Source organism: Microbacterium sp. NPDC056234, assembly GCF_042267585.1.
Taxonomy (GTDB): Bacteria; Actinomycetota; Actinomycetes; order Actinomycetales; family Microbacteriaceae; genus Microbacterium.
In genome coordinates this window covers 83856-103752 of sequence record NZ_JBHJTE010000004.1, presented here as the reverse complement: position 1 = coordinate 103752, position 19897 = coordinate 83856, and the positions used below count along the sequence as shown (strand labels likewise).

Sequence of the window (19897 nt, the reverse complement as noted above, 5' to 3'; positions counted from 1 at the left end):
CCAGGTTATCGAGGCTCCGCCGCGACACTCGCGTCTTCGAGCACGGCGGACGCGATTCGCGCGTCCTCCGCGGTCACCGCATGCACGTGACCGGTCAGCGTCACCATGCGTGCGTCGGTCGCGATACCGCCGATGTCGCGCCGCACGACCGTGCGTTCGTTCGAGATGGCGCCGCCGGTCGCATCCGAGATCTCACCACCCGCCGATGCCTCGGCGTGGGATGCGACCCAGACCTGCACGTCGCCCGGTTCGACGACCCTGGTCATGGCGCGATTCGTGAAGGCGAACCGCGCCGCGGGGACCTCGAACCGCACGATGCGGCTCTCACCTGCCGTCAGTTCGACGCGCGCGTAGGCGAGCAGTTGGGCGGCGGGGCGCGTGACGGATGCCGCGACATCCCTGCCGTAGAGCTGGACGACGTCGGCACCGTCCCGATCGCCGGTGTTCGTCACCAGGACGGATGCCGTGAAGGCGCCGTCGGTCGCGGCATCCGCCGACACCGCGAACTCGTCGTACGCGAACGTCGTGTAGGACAGACCGAAGCCGAACGGCCGCAGCGGTGTCGAATCCAGCGCGGTCACCGCGGACGGCCCGCCCAGGAGCGGACGGAGGTAGCTGTACGGCTGCGCCCCGGACGAGCGAGGCAGGCTCACCGGCATCCGACCCGATGGCGACACGTCGCCGATCAGCACGTCGGCGATGGCCGTGCCGCCCGCCTCCCCGGGGAAGAACGCCTGCAGGACCGCCGCCGGCGGTCTGCCGTCGGCATCGAGCGCCCAATCGATCGCGTACGGGCGCCCGGTGATCAGCACGACGACGACGGGCGTCCCCGTCGCCACCAGGGTTTCGACGAGCTCGCGCTGCACGCCCGGAAGCTCCAGCGAGTCGACGTCGTTGCCCTCGCCGACCGTGCCGCGGCCGAAGAGCCCGGCCTGATCTCCGACCACGACGATCGCGACGTCGGCGGATGCCGCGGCGTGCGCAGCGGCATCGAACCCCGATCGATCCTCTCCCTCGACGTCCGCGCCGCGCACGTGCACGATCTCGGTGCCGGGCAGCGCGGCGGCCAGTGCCTCGCGCACGGTGGGGATCTCGAAGCCGATCTCGTGGTCCGGGTGATGCGCGAGCACATGATTGGCGAACGAATAGCACCCCTGAAGGGCATCGGATCGGTCCGCGTTCGGACCGATCAGCGCGATCCTTCGCGCGCCGCGCGCGAGCGGGAGCACGCCGTCGTTCGACAGCAGCACGAGGGATTCGGCGGCGAGACGCCGTGCGACCGCCCGGTGCTGCGGCGTGTCGAGATCGACCGACGTCGGCGGCTCGTCCTCGAACGCATCGGCCTCGAGAAGCCCGAGTTCCTCCTTCTGCGCGAGCACGCGGATCACCGCGCGGTCGAGGTAGCGCTCGTCGAACGCGCCGGAGCGGACCCGTTCGATCAGCGGCGCGAGGTACGCGTCACCGGAGGGAAGCTCGACGTCGATGCCCGCGGTCAGTGCGAGTTCCGCCGCCTCGCCGCGGTCCGCCGCGACGGCATGCATCACCTCGAGGAACGCCACGGCGAAGTAGTCGGCGACCACGACGCCGTCGAAGCCGAGTCGCTCCCGCAGCAACTCCGTCAGCAGGTCGGGATCGGCCGCCACCGGCATCCCGTCGATCTCGGCGTAGCTGTTCATGACGCTGCGGACGCCGCCGTCGCGGATCGCCATCTCGAACGGCGGGAGGAAGACATCGGCCACCTCCCGAGGCCCAGCGGGTACCGGTGCATGGTTGCGCCCGGCGCGGGAGCCCGAGTACCCGAGGAAATGCTTGAGCGTCGCGTGCACCCCGGACGATTGCAGCCCCTGCACGAACGCCGTCCCGACGGTGCCGACCAGGTACGGATCCTCGCCGATGCACTCGTCGACGCGGCCCCATCGCGGGTCGCGCACGACGTCGAGCACCGGCGCCAGCCCCTGATGGATGCCGAGGCCGCGCATCGACTCCCCGATGAGCGCACCCATCTCGGCGACGAGGTCCGCGTCGAACGAGGCGCCCCAGGCCAGGGGCGTCGGGAAGGTCGCGGCCTTCCAGGCTGCGAGCCCGGTCAGGCATTCCTCGTGCACGATCGCCGGGATGCCGAGGCGCGTCTCGCGCTGCAACCGGCGCTGCTCCGCCCAGAGCCACGCGGCGCGCTCCCCGGCATCCACCGGCCTGGTGCCGTAGACCCTGGTGTAGTGCCCGATGCCGTGTCGCGTGATCTCGGCGAGCGTGTCACCACCGGCATCCCCGGCCATGTCGTTCTGCATGGGGGCGACGACCTCGCCGCCCCGATCCAGCCAGTAGCCGACGATCTGGGCCGCCTTCTCCTCGAGCGTCATGCGCGCGAGGAGATCGGCGACGCGCGCCGAAGGGGTCGGGAATGCGGGGATGTCCGCGGTCATAGGTGTCTCCATGGGTCGTGCGCGTCAGCCCTTGACCGCGCCGGTCAGACCGCCGACGATGCGGCGCTCGAACATGCTGAAGAAGATCAGCGCCGGCAGCATCGACAGCGACGTGTACGCGAGCACACGCGCGGTGTCGACCGAGTACTGCGACGCGAAGTTCTGCACGCCCAGAGGCAGAGTGAAGAGGCTGGAATCGTTGAGGATGAACAGCGGCAGCATGTAGCCGTTCCAGGCGCCGATGAACGCGAGGATGCCGACGGTGATGACGCCCGGCAGGCTCAGCGGGATCACCATGCGCCAGAAGAAGCCCAGCCGGGACGCACCGTCGATGGACGCCGCCTCCTCGAGCTCCTTCGGGATGGCCCGCAGGAAAGGCACCAGGATGATGATCGTCGTCGGCAGCGCGAAGGCGATCTGGGGCAGGATGATGCCGGCCAGGCTGTTCACGAGGCCCAGGTTGCGGATGAGCAGGTACAGCGGCGTGATCGCCACCGTCACCGGAAACATCAGTCCTGCCGCGAACACCGAATACATCACGGCCTTCCCGGAGAAGTCGTAGCGCGCGATGACGTAACTGGCCATGACCCCGAGCACGACGGCGCCGAGCGTGGTGCCGACGGCCGACAGCGTGGAGTTCAGCATCGCCGTCCAGAACTCGCTGCTGGCGAGCACGTCGGTGTAGTTGGCGATCTCCCACGGATCCGGCCACGCGGCGGGATCCGTCGTGATCTGCGAGTTCGTGCGGAAGCCTCCGACGATGATGTACAGCAGCGGGGTCACGCAGATCGTGATCAGCACCAGCGCGAGCAGGTACACGCCGGGGCTCCCCCAGCGCACGCCGGACTCCGCACGGCGGCGACGCGGGCCGATGGCCTGGATGGCCACGGAGGTCTTGAGTGTGTCGGTCATCGCCTACGGCCCTTTCGGCTGTCTCCGGTCAGTGCGCCCTCGGTGTCGCGCCGCAGCACGAAGCGCTGATAGATGAGCGCCACGACCAGCGAGATGAGGAACAGCATCACCGCGACGGCGTTGCCGAAGCCGTAGTTCCCCGCCAGGTGGCCGTTCTGGTACATGTACGTGGCCATGGTCGAGGTCCCGGCGGTGGCCGAGATGTACTGGCCCCAGATGATGTTGACGAGATCGAACAGCTGCAGCGAGCCGATGATCGACAGGAACGCCCAGATGCGGATCGTCGGCCCCAGCAGCGGGAGTGTGATGCTCCACTGCGCGCGCCAGAATCCCGCGCCGTCGATGGCGGCCGCCTCGTAGAGCTCCTCGGGGATCGACTGCATCCCGGCGAGCATGAGGATGACGGCGAATCCGATGTACTTCCACGTGATGATCACCATGAGCGACCACATCGCGATCGCCGGGTCGGCGATCCAGGACTGCTGCAGTGCCCCGAGCCCCATTTTCTCGAGCAGGGAGTTCAGGGCGCCGGCATCCTGCAGCATCAGGCTCCAGCCCGTGCCGACGACGACCTCTGCGATGACGTACGGGGCGAAGATCAGCACGCGGATGACGGAGCGTCCGCGGATCTTCTGGTTCAGCAGCAGAGCGAACAGGATCGCGATCGGACCCTGCATGACCAGCGAGAGCACGACGATGATGAAGTTGTGCAGCACGGCCTGCCGGAACGTCTCGTCCTGCAGCATGAGCACGTAGTTGTCGAGTCCGACGAAGTCGGTGGGCCAGCCGAAGCCGTTCCAGCGGAAGAAGCCGTAGAAGCCCGCCATCAGCACCGGGAAGATGACGAAGCCGAGGAAGACGAGAAGCGCGGGGCCTGCCAGAAGCACGATCTCGCCGCGCTTGCGCCAGTCAGGCCGCGGGGATCGCCGTGCCGGGACCTGATCGGTCCCGGCACGGGTGCTTCTCGCAGGCGCGGGCGTCTCCGTCAGCGCCTGTGAATCGGTCATGTCGCGGATCAGCCCCTCGCTGCGGCGGCTTCGACGCCGTCGACGAGCTTCTGGGGATCGCCCTGACCTGCCAGCATCTCGACGACGCCCGTGTTCAGCGCGTTGCCGACGTTCTGCCCGAGAGAGGTGTCCAGCCACAGCGACACGTACGGCGCCTCGCTGTACGCCGCCATGAGCGGTGCGAGCGACGGGTCGGTGACGGCACCGGTGGCCTCCTGCGACGCGGGGATCGTCTGGAACGCGACCGCGTACTTCTCCTGCCACTCCTTCGACGAGACGAAGTTGAGGAACTCCTCGCACGCCGCCGGAGAGTCGTTGGAGCACGAGTATCCGTCCGCGCCGCCCATCATCGCGCCGGGCTCGCCGTCGCCGTCGACCTCGGGGAACGGGAACCAGTCGAGGTCCGCGAGCGGCTTCTGATCCGGCGTGAGACTCGCGATGACGCCCACGTTCCACGCGCCCATGAGCTCCATGGCCGCCTTGTGGTTGGCCACCAGACCGGCGGACGAGTTGGCGCCCTCCTGAGCAGAGGTCGTCAGGAATCCCTCGTTGAACGGTTCGATCGATGCGAATTCGTCGAGGTTCTCGGCGGCCTCGAGCCAGCATCCGTCGGTGAAGTCAGGATCGGTGGCGAGGTTCTGGACCACGTCCTGGCCGCAGGCGCGCAGGGCGAAGAAGTAGTACCAGTGCGCAGCGGGCCACGCGTCCTTGGCACCGAGCGCGATCGGCTGGATGCCGGCGGCCTTCAGCTTCTCCACGGCATCGCCGAGTTCATCGATCGTGGTCGGAGCCTCAGTGATCCCGGCCTGTGCGAACAGGTCCTTGCTGTAGAAGATGCCGCCGGGGAGCACGGCACTGGGCATCCCGTAGATCTTGTCGTCGACCGTGAAGGCGCTGAACGACGCGTCGCCGAATGCCGACTTCACGTCGTCGTCGATGAGGTCGGTGAGGTCCTTGACCTTGCCTGCCGACACGATGTCGGCGAGCTTGCCTCCGCCGCGCGCCATGAAGATGTCCGGCATGTCGCCCGAGTTGACGGCGGTCTGCAGCTTGCCGTCCATGTCCTCGTTCTGGATCGACGTGACCTTGATGGTCACGTCAGGGTTCTCCTCGGTGAAAGCCGCCGCCGCGTCCTCCCAGTACTGCTTTCCGTCACCGGTGGTGGAGTTGTGCCACATCGTGAGCTCGCCGCCGCCGTCACCCGCGTCGCCGCCTCCGGCGGTGCAGCCGGTCAGGCCGAGCATTCCCAGCGCTGCGACGGCCGCACCGGCGGCCCATGCCTTGCGCATCTTCATGCTGTGTTCTCCTCTTCATCGAGTCGTGCAGCCGGCGGAACGCATTTGTTGCCAGCCACACCAATGTGTTGTGCGCACCACTCTGACACCGTCGACACGCACATGTCAAACGATATCGATAACGTTTTCTATTCATTCGTTAGGCTGAGCGCATGAACCGACGGCCCACCATCACCGACGTCGCCCTCGCTGCAGGGGTTTCCGTCGCGACGGTCTCCAAGGCGATCAACGGCCGCGACGGCGTCTCCGCGGCGACGCTCTCCCACGTCCTCGGCGTCGTGGCCGAGCTCGGCTACGAGAGCTCACTCGTCGCCACGTCGATGCGGCGCGGCCGAACGAACGTGATCGGCGTGCTCGTCGCCGAGTTCGAGCCGTTCGCCCTGCAGCTGCTCCGAGGCGTCTCCGCAGCCCTGCAGGACACCCCTTATGACGTGCTCGCCTACGCCGGCAGCGTCTCGGCCGGCGATCACCTCGGCTGGGAGCGCCGGTCGCTGTCACGCCTGGGCGGCACGCTGATCGACGGCGCGATCCTCGTCACGCCGACCGCGATGCCGACGCAGGCATCGATCCCCCTGGTCGCGGTCGACCCGCACACCGGCCCCGATGGACCGGCCACGGTCTCCGTGGCCAACATCACCGGTGCCCGAGCCGCGACGGAATACCTGATCTCGCTCGGGCACCGCCGGATCGCCCACCTCCGCGGACGCACCGACCTCGAATCCGCCCACCAGCGCGAGCGCGGCTACCGCGAGGCACTGAAGGATGCCGGCATCCCGTACGACCGCGCGCTCGTCGCGGAGGGCGGCTATCGCGCCGCCTCGGCCACGGACGGTGCGCACGCGCTGCTCGACCTCGCAGATCGACCGACCGCCGTGTTCGCCGCGAACGACCTGTCCGCGATCGAGATGATGCGGGTGGCGACCGAGAGCGGACTGCGCATCCCCGATGACCTGTCGGTCGTGGGCTTCGACGACATCCCCGAGGCGTCCGCGCATACGCCTCAGCTCACGACCGTGCGCCAGCCGCTCGCGGAGATGGGGTCGGCGGCTGTCGGCATGCTCCTCGAGATGCTCCGCGGCGGCGACGCCGAGCACGTCCAGATGCCCGCGGAACTGATCACCCGCAGCTCCACCGCCGCGCCGGCCGGCTGACATTGCGCATTAAGCGTCGGGTTGATATGTTCTAGCTCACAACAATTCACCACCGACGTTGAAAGCGATGCGCCATGGCACTCACACCCACCCGCGAAGACAAGTTCTCGTTCGGCCTCTGGACGATCGGCTACAACGGCACCGACCCGTTCGGCGGCCCGACCCGTCCGGCTCTCGACGTCGTGCACGCCGTCGAGAAGCTCGCCGAACTCGGCGCGTACGGACTCACGTTCCACGATGACGACCTGTTCGCCTTCGGATCCACCGACGCAGAGCGACAGACCCAGATCGACCGCCTCAAGGGTGCTCTGACCGACACGGGCCTGATCGTCCCGATGGTGACGACCAACCTCTTCAGCGCCCCGGTGTTCAAGGACGGCGGCTTCACCTCCAACGACCGCGACGTGCGCCGCTACGCGCTGCGCAAGGTCTTCCGCCAGCTCGACCTGGGTGCTGAACTCGGCGCCAAGACCTTCGTCATGTGGGGCGGCCGCGAGGGCGCCGAGTACGACTCCGCCAAGGACGTGCGCGCTGCGCTGGAGCGCTACCGCGAGGCCGTCAACCTGCTCGGCGACTACGTCACCGACAAGGGCTACGACATCCGCTTCGCGATCGAGCCCAAGCCGAATGAGCCCCGCGGCGACATCCTGCTGCCGACGCTCGGCCACGCGATCGCCTTCATCGACTCCCTCGAGCGCCCCGAGCTGGTCGGCGTGAACCCCGAGGTCGGGCACGAGCAGATGGCCGGCCTGAACTTCACGGCCGGCATCGCCCAGGCTCTGTTCCACGGCAAGCTCTTCCACATCGACCTCAACGGACAGCGCGGCATCAAGTACGACCAGGACCTCGTGTTCGGTCACGGCGACCTGCACAACGCGTTCTCGCTCGTCGACCTGCTCGAGAACGGCGGCCCCGGCGGAGTCCCCGCGTACGAGGGCCCCCGTCACTTCGACTACAAGCCGAGCCGGACCGAGGACGAGAAGGGTGTCTGGGAGTCCGCTGCGGCCAACATGCGCACCTACCTGCTGCTCAAGGAGCGCGCCGCGGCATTCCGCGCCGACCCCGAGGTGCAGGAGGCTCTCGCGGCGGCCAAGGTCGACGAACTGTCGACCCCGACGCTGAACGAGGGCGAGTCCTACGACGCCTTCCTCGCGGACCGCTCCGCGTACGAGGACTTCGACGCGAACGCATACCTGGGCGGCAAGGGCTTCGGCTTCGTCCGCCTGCAGCAGCTCGCCACCGAGCACCTCCTCGGAGCCCGCTGAGATGACGCTGGTCGCCGGGGTCGATTCGTCGACGCAGAGCTGCAAGGTCGTCATCCGCGATGCGTCGACGGGTGCCGTGGTGCGGACGGGACGCGCTTCGCATCCCGACGGCACCGAGGTCGCCCCCTCGGCATGGTGGGATGCTCTGCAGACCGCGCTGTCGGATGCCGGAGGGCTGACGGATGTCGCGGCGATCGGCATCGGCGGCCAGCAGCACGGACTCGTGGCGCTCGACGCCGACGGCCGCGTCATCCGTGACGCGCTGCTGTGGAACGACACGCGCTCGGCGGATGCCGCCGCGGCGCTCACCGAAGAGGTGGGCGCCGCGGAGTACGCCGCGCGCACCGGCCTCGTGCCCGTGGCATCGTTCACCGTCACCAAGCTGCGCTGGCTCGCGGATGCCGAGCCGGACAACGCCGCGCTGGTCGCGGCCGTCGCACTGCCGCACGACTGGCTCACCTGGCGCCTGCGCGGCTTCGGACCGGCGGACGAGTCGCAGCGGGGCCCCGTGCTCACCGAGCTGGTGACCGACCGGTCCGAAGCGAGCGGGACGGGCTACTTCGATCCGACGACCGATGAGTACGACCGCGAACTGCTCGCGCTCGCGCTGCGACGGGATGCCGCGGACATCATCCTCCCCCGCATCCTCGGTCCGTCCGAGCATGTGGCGGGTCCGGGCGGTCTCGTCGTCTCGGCCGGCGCCGGCGACAACGCCGCCGCCGCGCTCGGCATCGGCGCAGCCAGCGGCGACGTGGGGGTCTCGATCGGCACGTCCGGCACGGTCTTCGCCGTGACCGACGTCGCCATCAGCGACCCGAGCGGCACCGTCGCCGGGTTCGCGGATGCCGCGGGCGGGCGCCTGCCGATCGTCACGACACTGAACGCCGCCCGCGTGTTCGACGTCACGGCAGCACTGCTGGGCGTCGACCACGACGAGTTCTCCCGCCTCGCCCTCGCGGCGGATGCGGGAGCGGACGGCCTCTCCCTGCAGCCGTGGTTCGAGGGCGAGCGGACGCCGAACCGTCCGGATGCCACCGCGACGCTGTCGGGCATGACGCTGGCATCGACCACGCGCGAGAACCTCGCGCGCGCGGCGATCGAGGGCGTCCTGAAGGGGCTGGCGTTCGGCCTGGACGCGATGCGCGAGCACGGCGTCACCGCGGAGCGCATCCTCCTGATCGGCGGGGCAGCGCAGAGCGCTGCCGTCTCGACGATCGCCGCCGAGATCTTCGACGCCCCCGTCGTCGTCCCGGAGCCGGGCGAATACGTCGCCCTCGGCGCAGCCGTGCAGGCGGCCTGGGCCCTCACCGGCGACCGCCCCTCCTGGTAGCCCCTTCCCCGTCACCGCACCGGCTACGTGTCACTTCGTCCGCCCGAATTCGCCGGATTTCGAGCAGTCGGAGTGACACGAACGCCAGGCGGAAGGGTGCCAGGATAGAAGGATGCCGACGAGAGCGCCACGATGATCCGCGGTCTCGCCGCGATGCAGGACCGCAGCTTCCGGTGGTTCTTCATCGCCAGGGCGATCACGATGATCACAGGCTCGATGTCATCGATCGCGCTCGCCTTCGCGGTCCTCGAAATCGACAACGATGCCCGCTCGCTGTCCTACGTGCTGGCCGCGTTCACGGTGAGCAACATCGTGTTCATCCTGTTCGGAGGCGTCGTCGCCGATCGGATGCCGCGGGCACTCGTCATCCAGGCCTGCTACGTCATCGATATCCTGTCCGTCGGCGCGATGGCGACTCTGCTGTTCACCGGCACCGCCACGGTGCCCCTTCTCATGCTCCTGTCGATCGTGACCGGAGCATCGACCGCGTTCGTCATGCCCGCGATGCAGGGCATCATCCCGCAGCTCACCACGCCTGAGCATCTGCAGCAGGCGAACGCCATGCTCTCGTTCGTGCGCTCGGCCGTGACGATCGGCGGCCCGATCATCGCCGGCATCCTGGTCACGGCTGTCGGTCCTGCGTGGGCGATGGTCGTCCAGGTCTTCGGATGGCTCATCGCCATTCCCGTGCTCGCGCTCGTCAGACTGCCGCCGCCCGCGGGCGACGGCAGCTCTTCGCTGTTCCACGATCTCCGACTCGGCTGGAACGAGTTCTGGAGTCGCACCTGGCTGTGGACGATCGTGCTCGCCTTCATGGTGATGAACGCGATCCACGTCGGAGCGTGGAGCGTCGCAGGCCCGTACATCGCGAAGAACGACGATCGGCTCGGTATCGCCGGCTGGGGCTGGGTCCTCGCCGCCGAAGGCGTCGGCGTTCTGCTGATGACGCTCGTGCTCATGTGGGTTCCGCTGAAGCGTCCGCTGCGACTCGGCATGATCGGCATGGCTGTGTTCGCGATCCCGCTCACCATGCTGGGCGTGCATCCTGCGGTCGTGCTGCTCGCGATCGCGGCGTTCATCGCGGGCACGGGGCACGAGCTGTTCAGCACCGGCTGGAACGTCGCCATGATGGAGAACGTCCCGATCGACCGGCTGTCGCGGGTGTCGAGCTACGACATGCTGGGCAGCTTCGTGGTGATGCCGATCGGCACGCTGGCATACGGATGGCTCATCACGAGCGCCGATGTCACGACGGTCCTCGTCGTGTCCGGCATCCTCTACGCCGTCATCGCCCTCTCGACGCTCGCCGTGCCGAGCGTGTGGCGGATGGGACGACCCCTCGAGGTCCAGAAGCAACTGGCGGATTCATAGCGTCCCAGGCCAGACTGGTGCCATGAGCTTCGCCGCACTCCAGCCCCTGGCCGACCGAGCCGCCCTGTTCACCGCCCTCCGCCAGGACGCGCTCGTCGACGCGACCGACGCCCTCGGAGAGCACCGATGGGACGCCGACTTGAACGCCGGCACCCTGACGTTCACGGCGAACGACGACGCGACGAAGCAGCTCGTCACGCGCCCGCACCTCATCGCGACGCTCGCCCCTGGTCCGCGCTCGCTGCTGTGGGCATGGGCGCACCCGCAGGGCGACGCGCAGGGCGTCGCCGCTCAGCTGCGCGACTACGGCCAGCAGTACGGCATCGCCGAGTTGACTCACGCGGAGCTGCCCTTCCCCGATGACGCCGGAGACGACACGGAAGCGTGGATCGCGCAGGCGACGCACGTGATCGGCTCCGTCGCCGTCGAGATCACCGGACGCTCGCCGTACTACTCCGCGCCGGTCGGCGGCGGCACCCGCGCCGTCTTCCTGCTGGACGCGCCGCTCGCTGCGCTGACCGTCTCGGATGCCGTCATCGCCGCACCCCGGATGCTCGCGTCCCTGAACCTCCCTGATGCCCGCTCGTCGGTCTGGGACGCCGCGCGCCTGGCCGGCTGGAATCTGGAATGGACCGACGAAGCCTTCTCCGGTGCCGTCGTCAGCGATGAGTCGGGTTCGGCGACGTTCCGCTTCGACGAGCAGGCGCGCATCACGGGCATCGAGGGCTCGATGGGCGGCAGCACTCCCGCCTGACCCCTGGGCTCAGTGGCCGCTGCTCGCTAGCATGAGCGCATGTCCGCTCTGGAGCTGATCCCCGCCGGAAAGACCTTCACCGAAGCCGAGATGGTCGTCTACGCCGATGCCGGCGACCGGACGCTGGACGAGGCGATCAGGGATGCCGACGTGCTGATCAGCTGTCCGCACGCCGGGGCCGCCATCCCCGCGGAGATCGCCGAGTTCCTCTCCCCCGCGCTGACGCGCCGGCTGCAGTTCGATTTCACCGACGTCGCCACGGATGCGATCGTCCGGCGTTGGGCGTCGCAGGATCCCCGCGTGGTCGCCGTTCTCAACCCGCATCCACGGTTGGTGCGCGATCCGAACCGCGCGAAACCGGCGGACGTCGCGGCCGACCTCACGGAGGCGATCGAGCGGACGAGAGCGGCCGGCGCATGGCAGAAGGTCGATCTGACCGGCGTTGATGCGATCCGCCCCGTGACCTTCTCGTTCTTCCCCATTCTCGAATTCCCCGACTCGGATGCCGGTCTCCGCCGCCTCGTCGATGCCTTCGTCGAGGTCGCAGAGCGCGGACTCGGCGTGTACGAGCGCATCCGCGACGATCTGACCGAGCGGTTCATCGCCGAGAAGCTCCCCGCAGGGGGCCGCTTCACTCGGCTGTCGTTCCACGACACCATGAACACCACGACGACGAAGGACGGTGCCGTGAACGTCCCGCGCGACGAGAAGGATCGGTTGCCGAACGTCGTGGCGCTGTCCAACCGCGGGGATTCCAGAGGCGAGGAGCGCGATCCCACCGATCCTCCGACCATGGATCCCGGCCGCCTGCGCATCCTCGCCGAGGCACACCGTGCGGGGTTCGCGACTGATTCCCCCACCGACGTCGCGTTGAACAAGCCCTACCTCGGCAGTCAGGAGATCCTGGCCGCCGGTGTCCGCTTCCGCGAACTCGCGGACGAGGCGCAGCGCAGCGGCGCCCACTTCGATGCGGTCCAGGCCGAGTTCCGCCGCGAGTATCTGCTCGGCGACGAGGCCGTGGCCGTGTTGCACGAACCAGGAAGGGACTGGATCACCGAGGACCGGTCGCACGTCGATGGGATCGCTGCCGCGTGCCGACGCACCTGGGAGCTCTACCGCGAGTTCTGACGCGGCGGCGACCTGCGATCATCCGCCCCACAGTGCGCCGAACGCCGCGCCGGCGCCGACCGTCGTCACGGCGAGGATGAGCGTCGGCAGGAAGAACGAATGGTCGACGAGCTTGGTGCCCAGCTTCGTCGTCCCCGAGGTGTCGAAGTTGGCGGCGGCGATCTGCGATCCGTTGGTCGGCAGCAGATAGATGCCGGCGAACGCGCCGGCCCACATGCCGCTGATCAGGCCCAGCGGGATGCCGGCCGCCAGCCCGATCGGGACGATCGTGCGCGTGGCCGTCGATTGACTGGTCGTGAGGACGCAGACGAGGAACACGCCGAGCGCGAAGATCCATGGCGCCGCCCCGACTAGCGCGCCGATGCTCTCGGAGATGAATTCCACATGCGCGTTGAGGAAGGTGTCGGTCAACCAGGCCAGACCGAACAGGGCGATCGCCGAGACCATGCCGGCCTTGAACACCGTCGCGGTCGGAACGTCGGCCACCTTGGGGCGGGAGACGATCAGGATGACGGTTCCGACGAAGAACATCACGATCTCGATGATCGGTGTCATGCCCACGGGGTCGCCTGCAGCATCCAGCGGGCGGATCCCCTTGAAGAGCCCGAAGACCACGATCACGAGCACCCCGGTGAGGAAGATGATGGCCGCGTTTCGCCCGGCGGACGTCACGGTGACATCGGCCTTGACCTCAGCCGCACCTGCGCGGGGAGGCGCGAGCTCGCCGCTGGCGATCTTCGCCTGGACCTCCGGGTCGTCCGCGAGGTCCTTGCCCAGGCGGTTGACCACCAGGGAGCTGAGCACGATGCCGACGACGGCGGCGGGGATCGTGACCTTCAGGATGTCGATGAGCTCGAAATCGTACGGCGGCACGTCGGTGAGCGTGACCATCGCCGCCATCGCCGCCGAGACCGGACTGCAGGCGAGCGCGACCCCTGTCGCGACGACGGAGAGCGAGAGCGGCCGCGAAGGACGGATGCCGTTGCGGTACGACAGATCCTGGATGACCGGCAGCAGCGGATACAGGATGTTCGACGTGCCAGCGCCCGCGGCGAACAGGAAGGACACGAGCGGCGCAACGAGCGTGATCTGCTTGGGGTTGCGCGCGATCAGCTTGGCCGCGACCGAGACCATCCAGTCGATGCCACCGGCGACCTGCATCATGGAGGCCGCCAGGACCACAGACAACACGATGAGCAGTGCGTCCACGGGCGGTGAGCCTGGGGCCAGCTGGAAGACGAAGACCAGGATCGCGACACCTGTGCCGCCCCAGAGTCCGAGTCCGACACCGCTGGAGCGGGTACCCATGATGATGCAGCCCAGCACGACCAGCAACTGCAGGATGAACAGGACGGCTTCCATCGATCGCTCCTTCAACGGGCGCTGGATTCGGCGTCAGACTATCGGTGGATGCCGCGGCGCACCATGCCCCAGTGCCACGGCGTGTTCCCGGTGACGTTTCGCCTCGGGTCGGGAGTATGCGAACCTGGGCATATGAGGAACGGCATCATCCGCTTCGGCGCGCTCTACGTCTTCAACGTCGTCGTCCTGCTCGTGATCGGGCTGGTGCTGCCGAGCGTACGGGTCGGTTGGCATGCGCTCTGGGCATCCGTCATCCTGACGCTCGCCGCGCTGTTCATCAAGCCGCTGCTGAAGAGCGCGTTCCGCAAGTCGGCTGCGCGCTCGGCCGCCGACCGCACGCGGACCGGCGAGAAGGTCGTCCAGTACGCGCTGGTCTACGCGGTCGAGCTGATCATCTGGGTGCTGACTGTGTGGCTCAGTCCGGTCTCGATCAACGGCTTCTGGGGATACGTCCTGCCGCCACTGCTTCTGCTGCTCGGGTGGGTGATCTACGACCAGGTCGACGACGTGCTGCGTCGCAAGGCCGCAGACGTCTACGACAGGGTCGCCGGCGCGAGGAAGCCGAAGGATGCCGCGGCATCCGCTGCCCCGCAGCCGACGACACCGCGTGCGGATGCCGAGCCGAACGACGGACTCACCCCCGAACAGCGTCGGATGCTCGACGAGCTGTAGCCGCGTCGGTCCCGAAGGTCGGAGAAACGACGGATGTCGGAGCAGATCATGCGATCCGCCCCGACATCCGGGATATCTCCGACGCTGTGCGCTGACGGTCAGCCGGCGAGGCGCTCCGCGGCTTCCACGACATTCGTCATGAGCAGCGCCACGGTCATCGGGCCGACGCCGCCCGGGTTCGGCGAGATCCATCCGGCGACCGAGGCCACGTCCGGGTGCACGTCTCCGTAGACCTTGCTCTTGCCGGTCTCGGGGTCGCTCTCGCGCGTGACGCCCACGTCCAGCACGGCGGCGCCCGGCTTGACGTCCTCCGCGCGGATCAGGTGCTTCACTCCGGCGCCTGCGACGATCACGTCCGCCTGACGGAGGTACGGCGCCATATCGGGCGTGCCGGTGTGGACCTGCGTGACGGTCGCGTTGATGTCGCGGCGCGTGAGCAGCAGCCCCATCGGGCGGCCGATGGTCACACCGCGTCCGACGACGACGACGTGCTTGCCCGTGAGGTCGTAGTCGTTGCGCAGCAGCAGCTCGATCACACCGCGGGGCGTGCACGGCAGCGGCGTGTGGATCGGCGCGTTGACGTTCAGCACGAGCCGGCCGAGGTTGGTCGGGTGCAGGCCGTCGGCATCCTTGGCCGGGTCGATGCGCTCCAGGATGGCGTCCGTGTCGATGTGCTTCGGCAGCGGCAGCTGGACGATGTACCCGTGGCAGGACGGATCGGCGTTGAGCTCATCGATCAGCGCCTCGACCTCGGCCTGCGTGGCATCGGCCGGCAGCTCGCGCTGGATAGAGTTCATCCCGATCGCCTCGGACTGCCGATGCTTCATCCCGACGTACAGCTGGGATGCCGGGTCCGCGCCGACGAGCACAGTGCCGATGCCGGGGACGATCCCCTTCGTCTTCAGCGCGGCGACCCGCTCGGCCAGCTCCGCCTTGATCTCGGCGGACGCCGCCTTGCCGTCCAGGACGACAGCCGTCACTGGGTCAGCCCCGGGTAGAGCGGGAAGGCTGCGGCGAGCGCGTCGACGCGCGCCTTGAGAGCGGCGACGTCGGCACCGGGCAGCAGCGCGAGGGCGATGATGTCCGCGACCTCGGTGAACTCGGCATCCCCGAATCCGCGGGTGGCGAGCGCCGGCGTGCCGATGCGCAGACCCGAGGTGACCATCGGCGGGCGAGGGTCGTTCGGCACCGCGTTGCGGTTGACCGTGATGTGGATGTCGTGCAGCAGGTCTTCAGCCTGCTTGCCGTCGATCTCGGCGTCGCGCAGGTCGACGAGGATGAGGTGCACGTCGGTTCCGCCCGAGCGGACCTTGATGCCGGCATCCTGAACGTCCTGACGGCCCAGGCGCTCGGCCAGGAGGGCTGCGCCGCGGACGGTGCGCTCCTGACGCTCGGCGAACTCGGGAGTCGCGGCGATCTTGAACGCGGTCGCCTTCGCGGCGATCACGTGCATGAGCGGACCGCCCTGCTGACCGGGGAAGACGGCCGAGTTGATCTTCTTGGCCAGGTCGGCGTCGTTGGTGAGGATGAAGCCGGAACGGGGTCCGCCGATCGTCTTGTGCACCGTCGACGAGACCACGTGCGCGTGCGGGACGGGGCTCGGGTGGACACCGGCGGCGACGAGTCCGGCGAAGTGCGCCATGTCGACCCACAGGTACGCGCCCACCTCGTCGGCGATCTCCCGGAACTTCGCGAAGTCGAGCTGACGCGGGTACGCCGACCATCCGGCGATGATGACCTTCGGCTTGTGCTCGATCGCGAGTCGGCGGACCTCGTCCATGTCGACGAGCGAGGTCTCCGGGTCGACGCCGTAGGCGACGATGTCGTACAGCCGACCGGAGAAGTTGATCTTCATGCCGTGCGTCAGGTGCCCGCCATGGTCGAGCGACAGACCGAGCAGCGTGTCGCCGGGGCGCGCGATGGCGTGCAGCACAGCGGCGTTCGCCGTCGCGCCGGAGTGCGGCTGGACGTTGGCGAACTCGGATCCGAACAGCGACTTCGCCCGCTCGATCGCGAGGGACTCGGCGACGTCGACCTCTTCGCAGCCGCCGTAGTAGCGGCGGCCGGGGTAGCCCTCGGCGTACTTGTTGGTCAGCACAGAGCCCTGCGACTGCAGAACGGACACGGGCACGAAGTTCTCGGATGCGATCATCTCGAGGAATCCGCGCTGGCGGTTCAGCTCACGCTCGAGGACCTCGGCGATCTCGGGGTCGACCTCGGAAAGCGGTGCGTTGAAATACGGGTCGGTCATGACGTGCTCCTGATCTCACGGTGGAAGGGGGTGGTTCCTGATCGGCCCAGGCGCGCGGTCGATTCCCATGAGAAGCCGCTCCCCGGTGGTAGTCCACCCAGACGCCAGTCGCGACGGTTTCGAGCATAGCGGATCAGATCGCTCGGAACGCTTGGATGTCGCCACCGCCACGGGTAGGTTTTGTTCATGGTCCTTACTCTTGTACCTCTGCCCTCGTCCGTCACGGCGGACTCCGGAACCTTCGCCCTCTCCCCCGCCACGCGCATCGTCATCGTCGACGGTGCGGATGCCGCGGCATCCGCCCTCTCCGACCTGCTCGCGCAGCGCGCCGGCCTCCGGCCGGAGGTCACATCCGACGCACCGGTCCGCGGCGACATCGTCGTGCGCGCCACCGGCGCCTCTGATGAGGCGTACCGCCTCGAGGTCGGAGAACGCGTCGAACTCATCGGCTCGCCGGCCGGCCTGTTCTACGGCATCCAGACTCTGCGACAGCTGCTGCGCGAGGACGCCGGCGCGTGGTCGATCCCGCGGGTATCGATCTTCGACGCGCCGCGGTTCGCCTATCGGGGCGTCATGCTCGACGTGGCGCGCACGTTCTTCGACGTCGCCACGGTGAAGGCGTTCATCGACCGCGCCTCGTCGCTCAAGTTCAATCACCTCCACCTGCATCTCACCGACGATCAGGGCTGGCGTCTGCACATCGACAGCCGCCCGCTGCTGACCGAGAAGGCCTCGGGGACCTCCGTGCTGGGCCGGCCAGGCGGCTTCTACACGAAGGACGACTTCCGCGAGATCATCGCGTATGCGGCCGCGCGCCACATGGTCGTCGTCCCGGAGATCGACCTCCCCGGCCACACGCACGCGATCGGGCTCGCCTACCCGGAGATCGTCGAAGTTCCGGTGATGAACGACATGCTCCTCGCGCAGTCGGAGTCTCTCGGCCAGCCTCTGCCCGTCGCGGGCGAGCCGTACCAGGGTTGGGGTGTCGGCCACTCCTCGGTGCGCATCCGCGAGGAGTCGACGTGGGAGTTCCTGCGCGATGTGCTCCGGGAGGTCGCCGAGATCACGCCTGGTCCGTACCTGCACGTCGGCGGCGATGAATGCCTCGGCACGCCGCAGGCCGACTTCGACGCGTTCGTGGAACGCATCACCGCGCTCACGGCCGAGGTGGGCAAGACACCGGTGGCGTGGCACGAGGCAGGATCCGCCGTCGTCGCCGAAGGAACCGTCGGACAGTTCTGGGGAAGCGACATCCCCACGGACGAGCACGCCGAACACGCGCGCCGCTTCGCCGACCGAGGCGGCTCCGTCATCCTGTCGCCCTCCACGCGCGCCTATCTCGACATGAAGTACACACCCGAGTTCCCGCTCGGACTCAGCTGGGCCGCCGTCATCGACCTCGAGACGGCGTACTCCTGGGAGCCGGACACGATCGTCCCCGGCCTGGATCCGTCCGCCGTCCTCGGCGTCGAGGGGCCGCTCTGGGCCGAGACGCTCGAGACGCTCGACGACATCGATCAGCTCTTCTTCCCCCGCGCCGCAGCCCTGGCCGAGATCGCCTGGTCTCCGGCATCCGCCAAGGACTGGAACTCGTTCCGTGAGCGCGTCGGCGCGCTCGGAGAGGTCTGGGATGGCGAAGGATGGGGAGGACACCGCCCCGCCGAGATCGACTGGAGCACGCCATGACCGCAACGGTGATCCATTCCGCCCGGCTGATCTCGCACGGCCTGGAGACGGATGACGCCTGGATCCGCTTCGAGGACGGCGTAGTGGCGGACAGCGGCACCGGTGCGAGTTGGACCGCTGCGGACGAGGTCGTCGATGCGTCAGAGGTCGCCGGACCCGACGCCGTCCTCACCCCCGGTTTCGTCGACATCCACGGACACGGCGGGGCCGGCGCGTCGTACGACGACGGCGTCGAGGCCATCCGCACCGCTCGCGCTCTGCATCGGGCGCACGGCACGACGCGCGCGGTCATCTCGCTCGTGACGGCGTCAGTCGACGACCTGGCCCGCCGTGTGGCCGAGATCGCGGAGCTGACCGAGTCGGATGCCGAGATCCTCGGCTCCCACCTGGAGGGCCCCTTCCTCGATCCAGGCCATCAGGGCGCTCACGAGCCGACCCTGCTGCGTGCGCCGGCGACCGAGGACGTCCGGCGTCTGCTGGACGCCGGGCGCGGCACCGTCCGCCAGGTCACGATCGCCCCCGAACTGCCCGGCGGAATCGAGGCGATCCGCCTGATCGTCGCCGCCGGCGCCGCAGCGGCGGTCGGACACACCGACGCGGATGCCGAGATCGCCGCGACCGCGTTCGACGCCGGCGCGACGATCCTCACGCACGCGTTCAACGCCATGCGAGGCATCCATCACCGCGCACCGGGCCCTGTGCTCGCGGCCGCGGCCGATCCGCGCGTCGTGCTCGAGGCGATCGCCGACAATGTGCACCTCGACCCGCACGTGATCAAACTCGTCTTCGACATGGCCCCGGATCGCGTCGCGCTGGTGACGGACGCGATGGCGGCAGCGGGGAGCGAGGACGGCCGCTACGACCTGGGTGCGGTCAAGGTGACGGTGGCGGACGGCATCGCCCGGACCGATGCGACCGGCTCGATCGCCGGTTCGACGCTCACCCAGGATGTCGCGCTGCAGCGCGCCGTCCAGGCCGGAGTGCCGCTCGCCGCCGCCGTACGAGCGCTCACCGACACACCGGCATCCGTCATCGGCGAAAGCGCAAGGTTCGGACGTCTGGAGCGGGGACGGCTCGCGGATGCCGTTCTGCTTGACGCGCGGCTGCAGGTGCGGCACGTGTGGGTGGGAGGCCGCCGAGCGGCGTGACCGCACGTGACGCACCCGCAGCTTCGCGGAAGGAGGCCGCCGCGCCCCAGCCAGCGGCGGCCATGCTCCCTCCAGAACGAGCGGGCGGCTCGGGAACTCCTCCCCCGAGGGTCCCGAGCCCGCCCTGAGCCGACGCAATTGC

The 19897-nt window shown here is 68.7% G+C and carries 16 protein-coding genes and 1 riboswitch; of the genes, 9 read left to right on the top strand and 7 right to left on the bottom strand.

Annotated elements, in window-relative coordinates; all coding sequences use genetic code 11:
- Positions 1-5: 5 nt before the first annotated feature.
- From ACFCYE_RS12425 to ACFCYE_RS12410, 4 genes are read right to left on the bottom strand one after another with little or no spacing between them, the layout of a single operon-like run.
- On the bottom strand, positions 6-2423 hold the full coding sequence (locus ACFCYE_RS12425; protein WP_376179138.1) for a glycoside hydrolase family 3 N-terminal domain-containing protein: 2418 nt from the start codon (positions 2421-2423) through the stop codon (positions 6-8).
- Between the two features lie 24 nt (positions 2424-2447).
- Entirely contained in the window at positions 2448-3335 is an 888-nt protein-coding gene (locus ACFCYE_RS12420) for a carbohydrate ABC transporter permease (RefSeq protein ID WP_376179136.1), read from the bottom strand.
- A complete protein-coding gene (locus ACFCYE_RS12415) occupies positions 3332-4342 on the bottom strand; it encodes a carbohydrate ABC transporter permease (RefSeq protein WP_376179134.1) in 1011 nt (336 codons plus the stop codon). The genes ACFCYE_RS12420 and ACFCYE_RS12415 overlap by 4 nt, the downstream gene beginning before the upstream one ends.
- Before the next feature lie 8 nt (positions 4343-4350).
- Complete coding sequence (locus tag ACFCYE_RS12410) at positions 4351-5637, bottom strand: extracellular solute-binding protein (protein ID WP_376179133.1); 1287 nt, start codon at positions 5635-5637, stop codon at positions 4351-4353.
- Positions 5638-5789: 152 nt separating this feature from the next.
- On the opposite strand from ACFCYE_RS12410, the gene ACFCYE_RS12405 reads away from it, so the two are divergent.
- The 6 genes from ACFCYE_RS12405 to ACFCYE_RS12380 all read left to right on the top strand — a co-directional run bounded on the left by ACFCYE_RS12405 (position 5790) and on the right by ACFCYE_RS12380 (position 12636).
- A complete protein-coding gene (locus ACFCYE_RS12405; RefSeq protein WP_376179132.1) occupies positions 5790-6788 on the top strand; it encodes a LacI family DNA-binding transcriptional regulator in 999 nt (332 codons plus the stop codon).
- A 74-nt stretch (positions 6789-6862) separates the two neighbouring features.
- Positions 6863-8053, top strand: coding sequence for a xylose isomerase (gene xylA, locus ACFCYE_RS12400; protein ID WP_376179130.1), 1191 nt, complete (start codon positions 6863-6865; stop codon positions 8051-8053).
- 1 nt (position 8054) lies between these two features.
- Positions 8055-9383 (top strand): xylulokinase, encoded by a 1329-nt coding sequence (xylB, locus tag ACFCYE_RS12395; protein WP_376179128.1) that lies wholly within the window; start codon positions 8055-8057, stop codon positions 9381-9383.
- 132 nt (positions 9384-9515) lie between these two features.
- Complete coding sequence (locus tag ACFCYE_RS12390; RefSeq protein WP_376179127.1) at positions 9516-10754, top strand: MFS transporter; 1239 nt, start codon at positions 9516-9518, stop codon at positions 10752-10754.
- 22 nt (positions 10755-10776) lie between these two features.
- A complete protein-coding gene (locus ACFCYE_RS12385; protein WP_376179126.1) occupies positions 10777-11508 on the top strand; it encodes a DUF6882 domain-containing protein in 732 nt (243 codons plus the stop codon).
- Between the two features lie 39 nt (positions 11509-11547).
- Entirely contained in the window at positions 11548-12636 is a 1089-nt protein-coding gene (locus ACFCYE_RS12380; RefSeq protein ID WP_376179125.1) for an N-formylglutamate amidohydrolase, read from the top strand.
- 18 nt (positions 12637-12654) lie between these two features.
- Here the strand turns inward: ACFCYE_RS12380 and ACFCYE_RS12375 are convergent, their stop codons facing one another.
- Positions 12655-13998: an anaerobic C4-dicarboxylate transporter gene (locus ACFCYE_RS12375; RefSeq protein WP_376179124.1), complete on the bottom strand. Its 1344-nt coding sequence runs from the start codon at positions 13996-13998 to the stop codon at positions 12655-12657.
- 132 nt (positions 13999-14130) lie between these two features.
- On the opposite strand from ACFCYE_RS12375, the gene ACFCYE_RS12370 reads away from it, so the two are divergent.
- Positions 14131-14670: a hypothetical protein gene (locus ACFCYE_RS12370; RefSeq protein WP_376179123.1), complete on the top strand. Its 540-nt coding sequence runs from the start codon at positions 14131-14133 to the stop codon at positions 14668-14670.
- 98 nt (positions 14671-14768) lie between these two features.
- Here ACFCYE_RS12370 and ACFCYE_RS12365 read toward each other — a convergent pair whose 3' ends face one another.
- Together ACFCYE_RS12365 and glyA are read right to left on the bottom strand one after the other, a co-directional pair.
- Entirely contained in the window at positions 14769-15650 is an 882-nt protein-coding gene (locus tag ACFCYE_RS12365; RefSeq protein WP_376179121.1) for a bifunctional methylenetetrahydrofolate dehydrogenase/methenyltetrahydrofolate cyclohydrolase, read from the bottom strand.
- Complete coding sequence (gene glyA / locus ACFCYE_RS12360; RefSeq protein ID WP_376179120.1) at positions 15647-16921, bottom strand: serine hydroxymethyltransferase; 1275 nt, start codon at positions 16919-16921, stop codon at positions 15647-15649. The genes ACFCYE_RS12365 and glyA overlap by 4 nt, the downstream gene beginning before the upstream one ends.
- A gap of 37 nt (positions 16922-16958) precedes the next feature.
- Positions 16959-17043, bottom strand: a riboswitch (ZMP/ZTP riboswitch).
- 64 nt (positions 17044-17107) lie between these two features.
- Between glyA and ACFCYE_RS12355 the strand changes: the two genes are divergently transcribed.
- Complete coding sequence (locus ACFCYE_RS12355; protein WP_376179118.1) at positions 17108-18607, top strand: family 20 glycosylhydrolase; 1500 nt, start codon at positions 17108-17110, stop codon at positions 18605-18607.
- Positions 18604-19755 carry an N-acetylglucosamine-6-phosphate deacetylase gene (locus tag ACFCYE_RS12350; protein ID WP_376179116.1) on the top strand — a complete coding sequence of 384 codons (1152 nt, stop codon included), beginning with the start codon at positions 18604-18606 and terminating at the stop codon, positions 19753-19755. The genes ACFCYE_RS12355 and ACFCYE_RS12350 overlap by 4 nt, the downstream gene beginning before the upstream one ends.
- Positions 19756-19897: the final 142 nt, after the last annotated feature.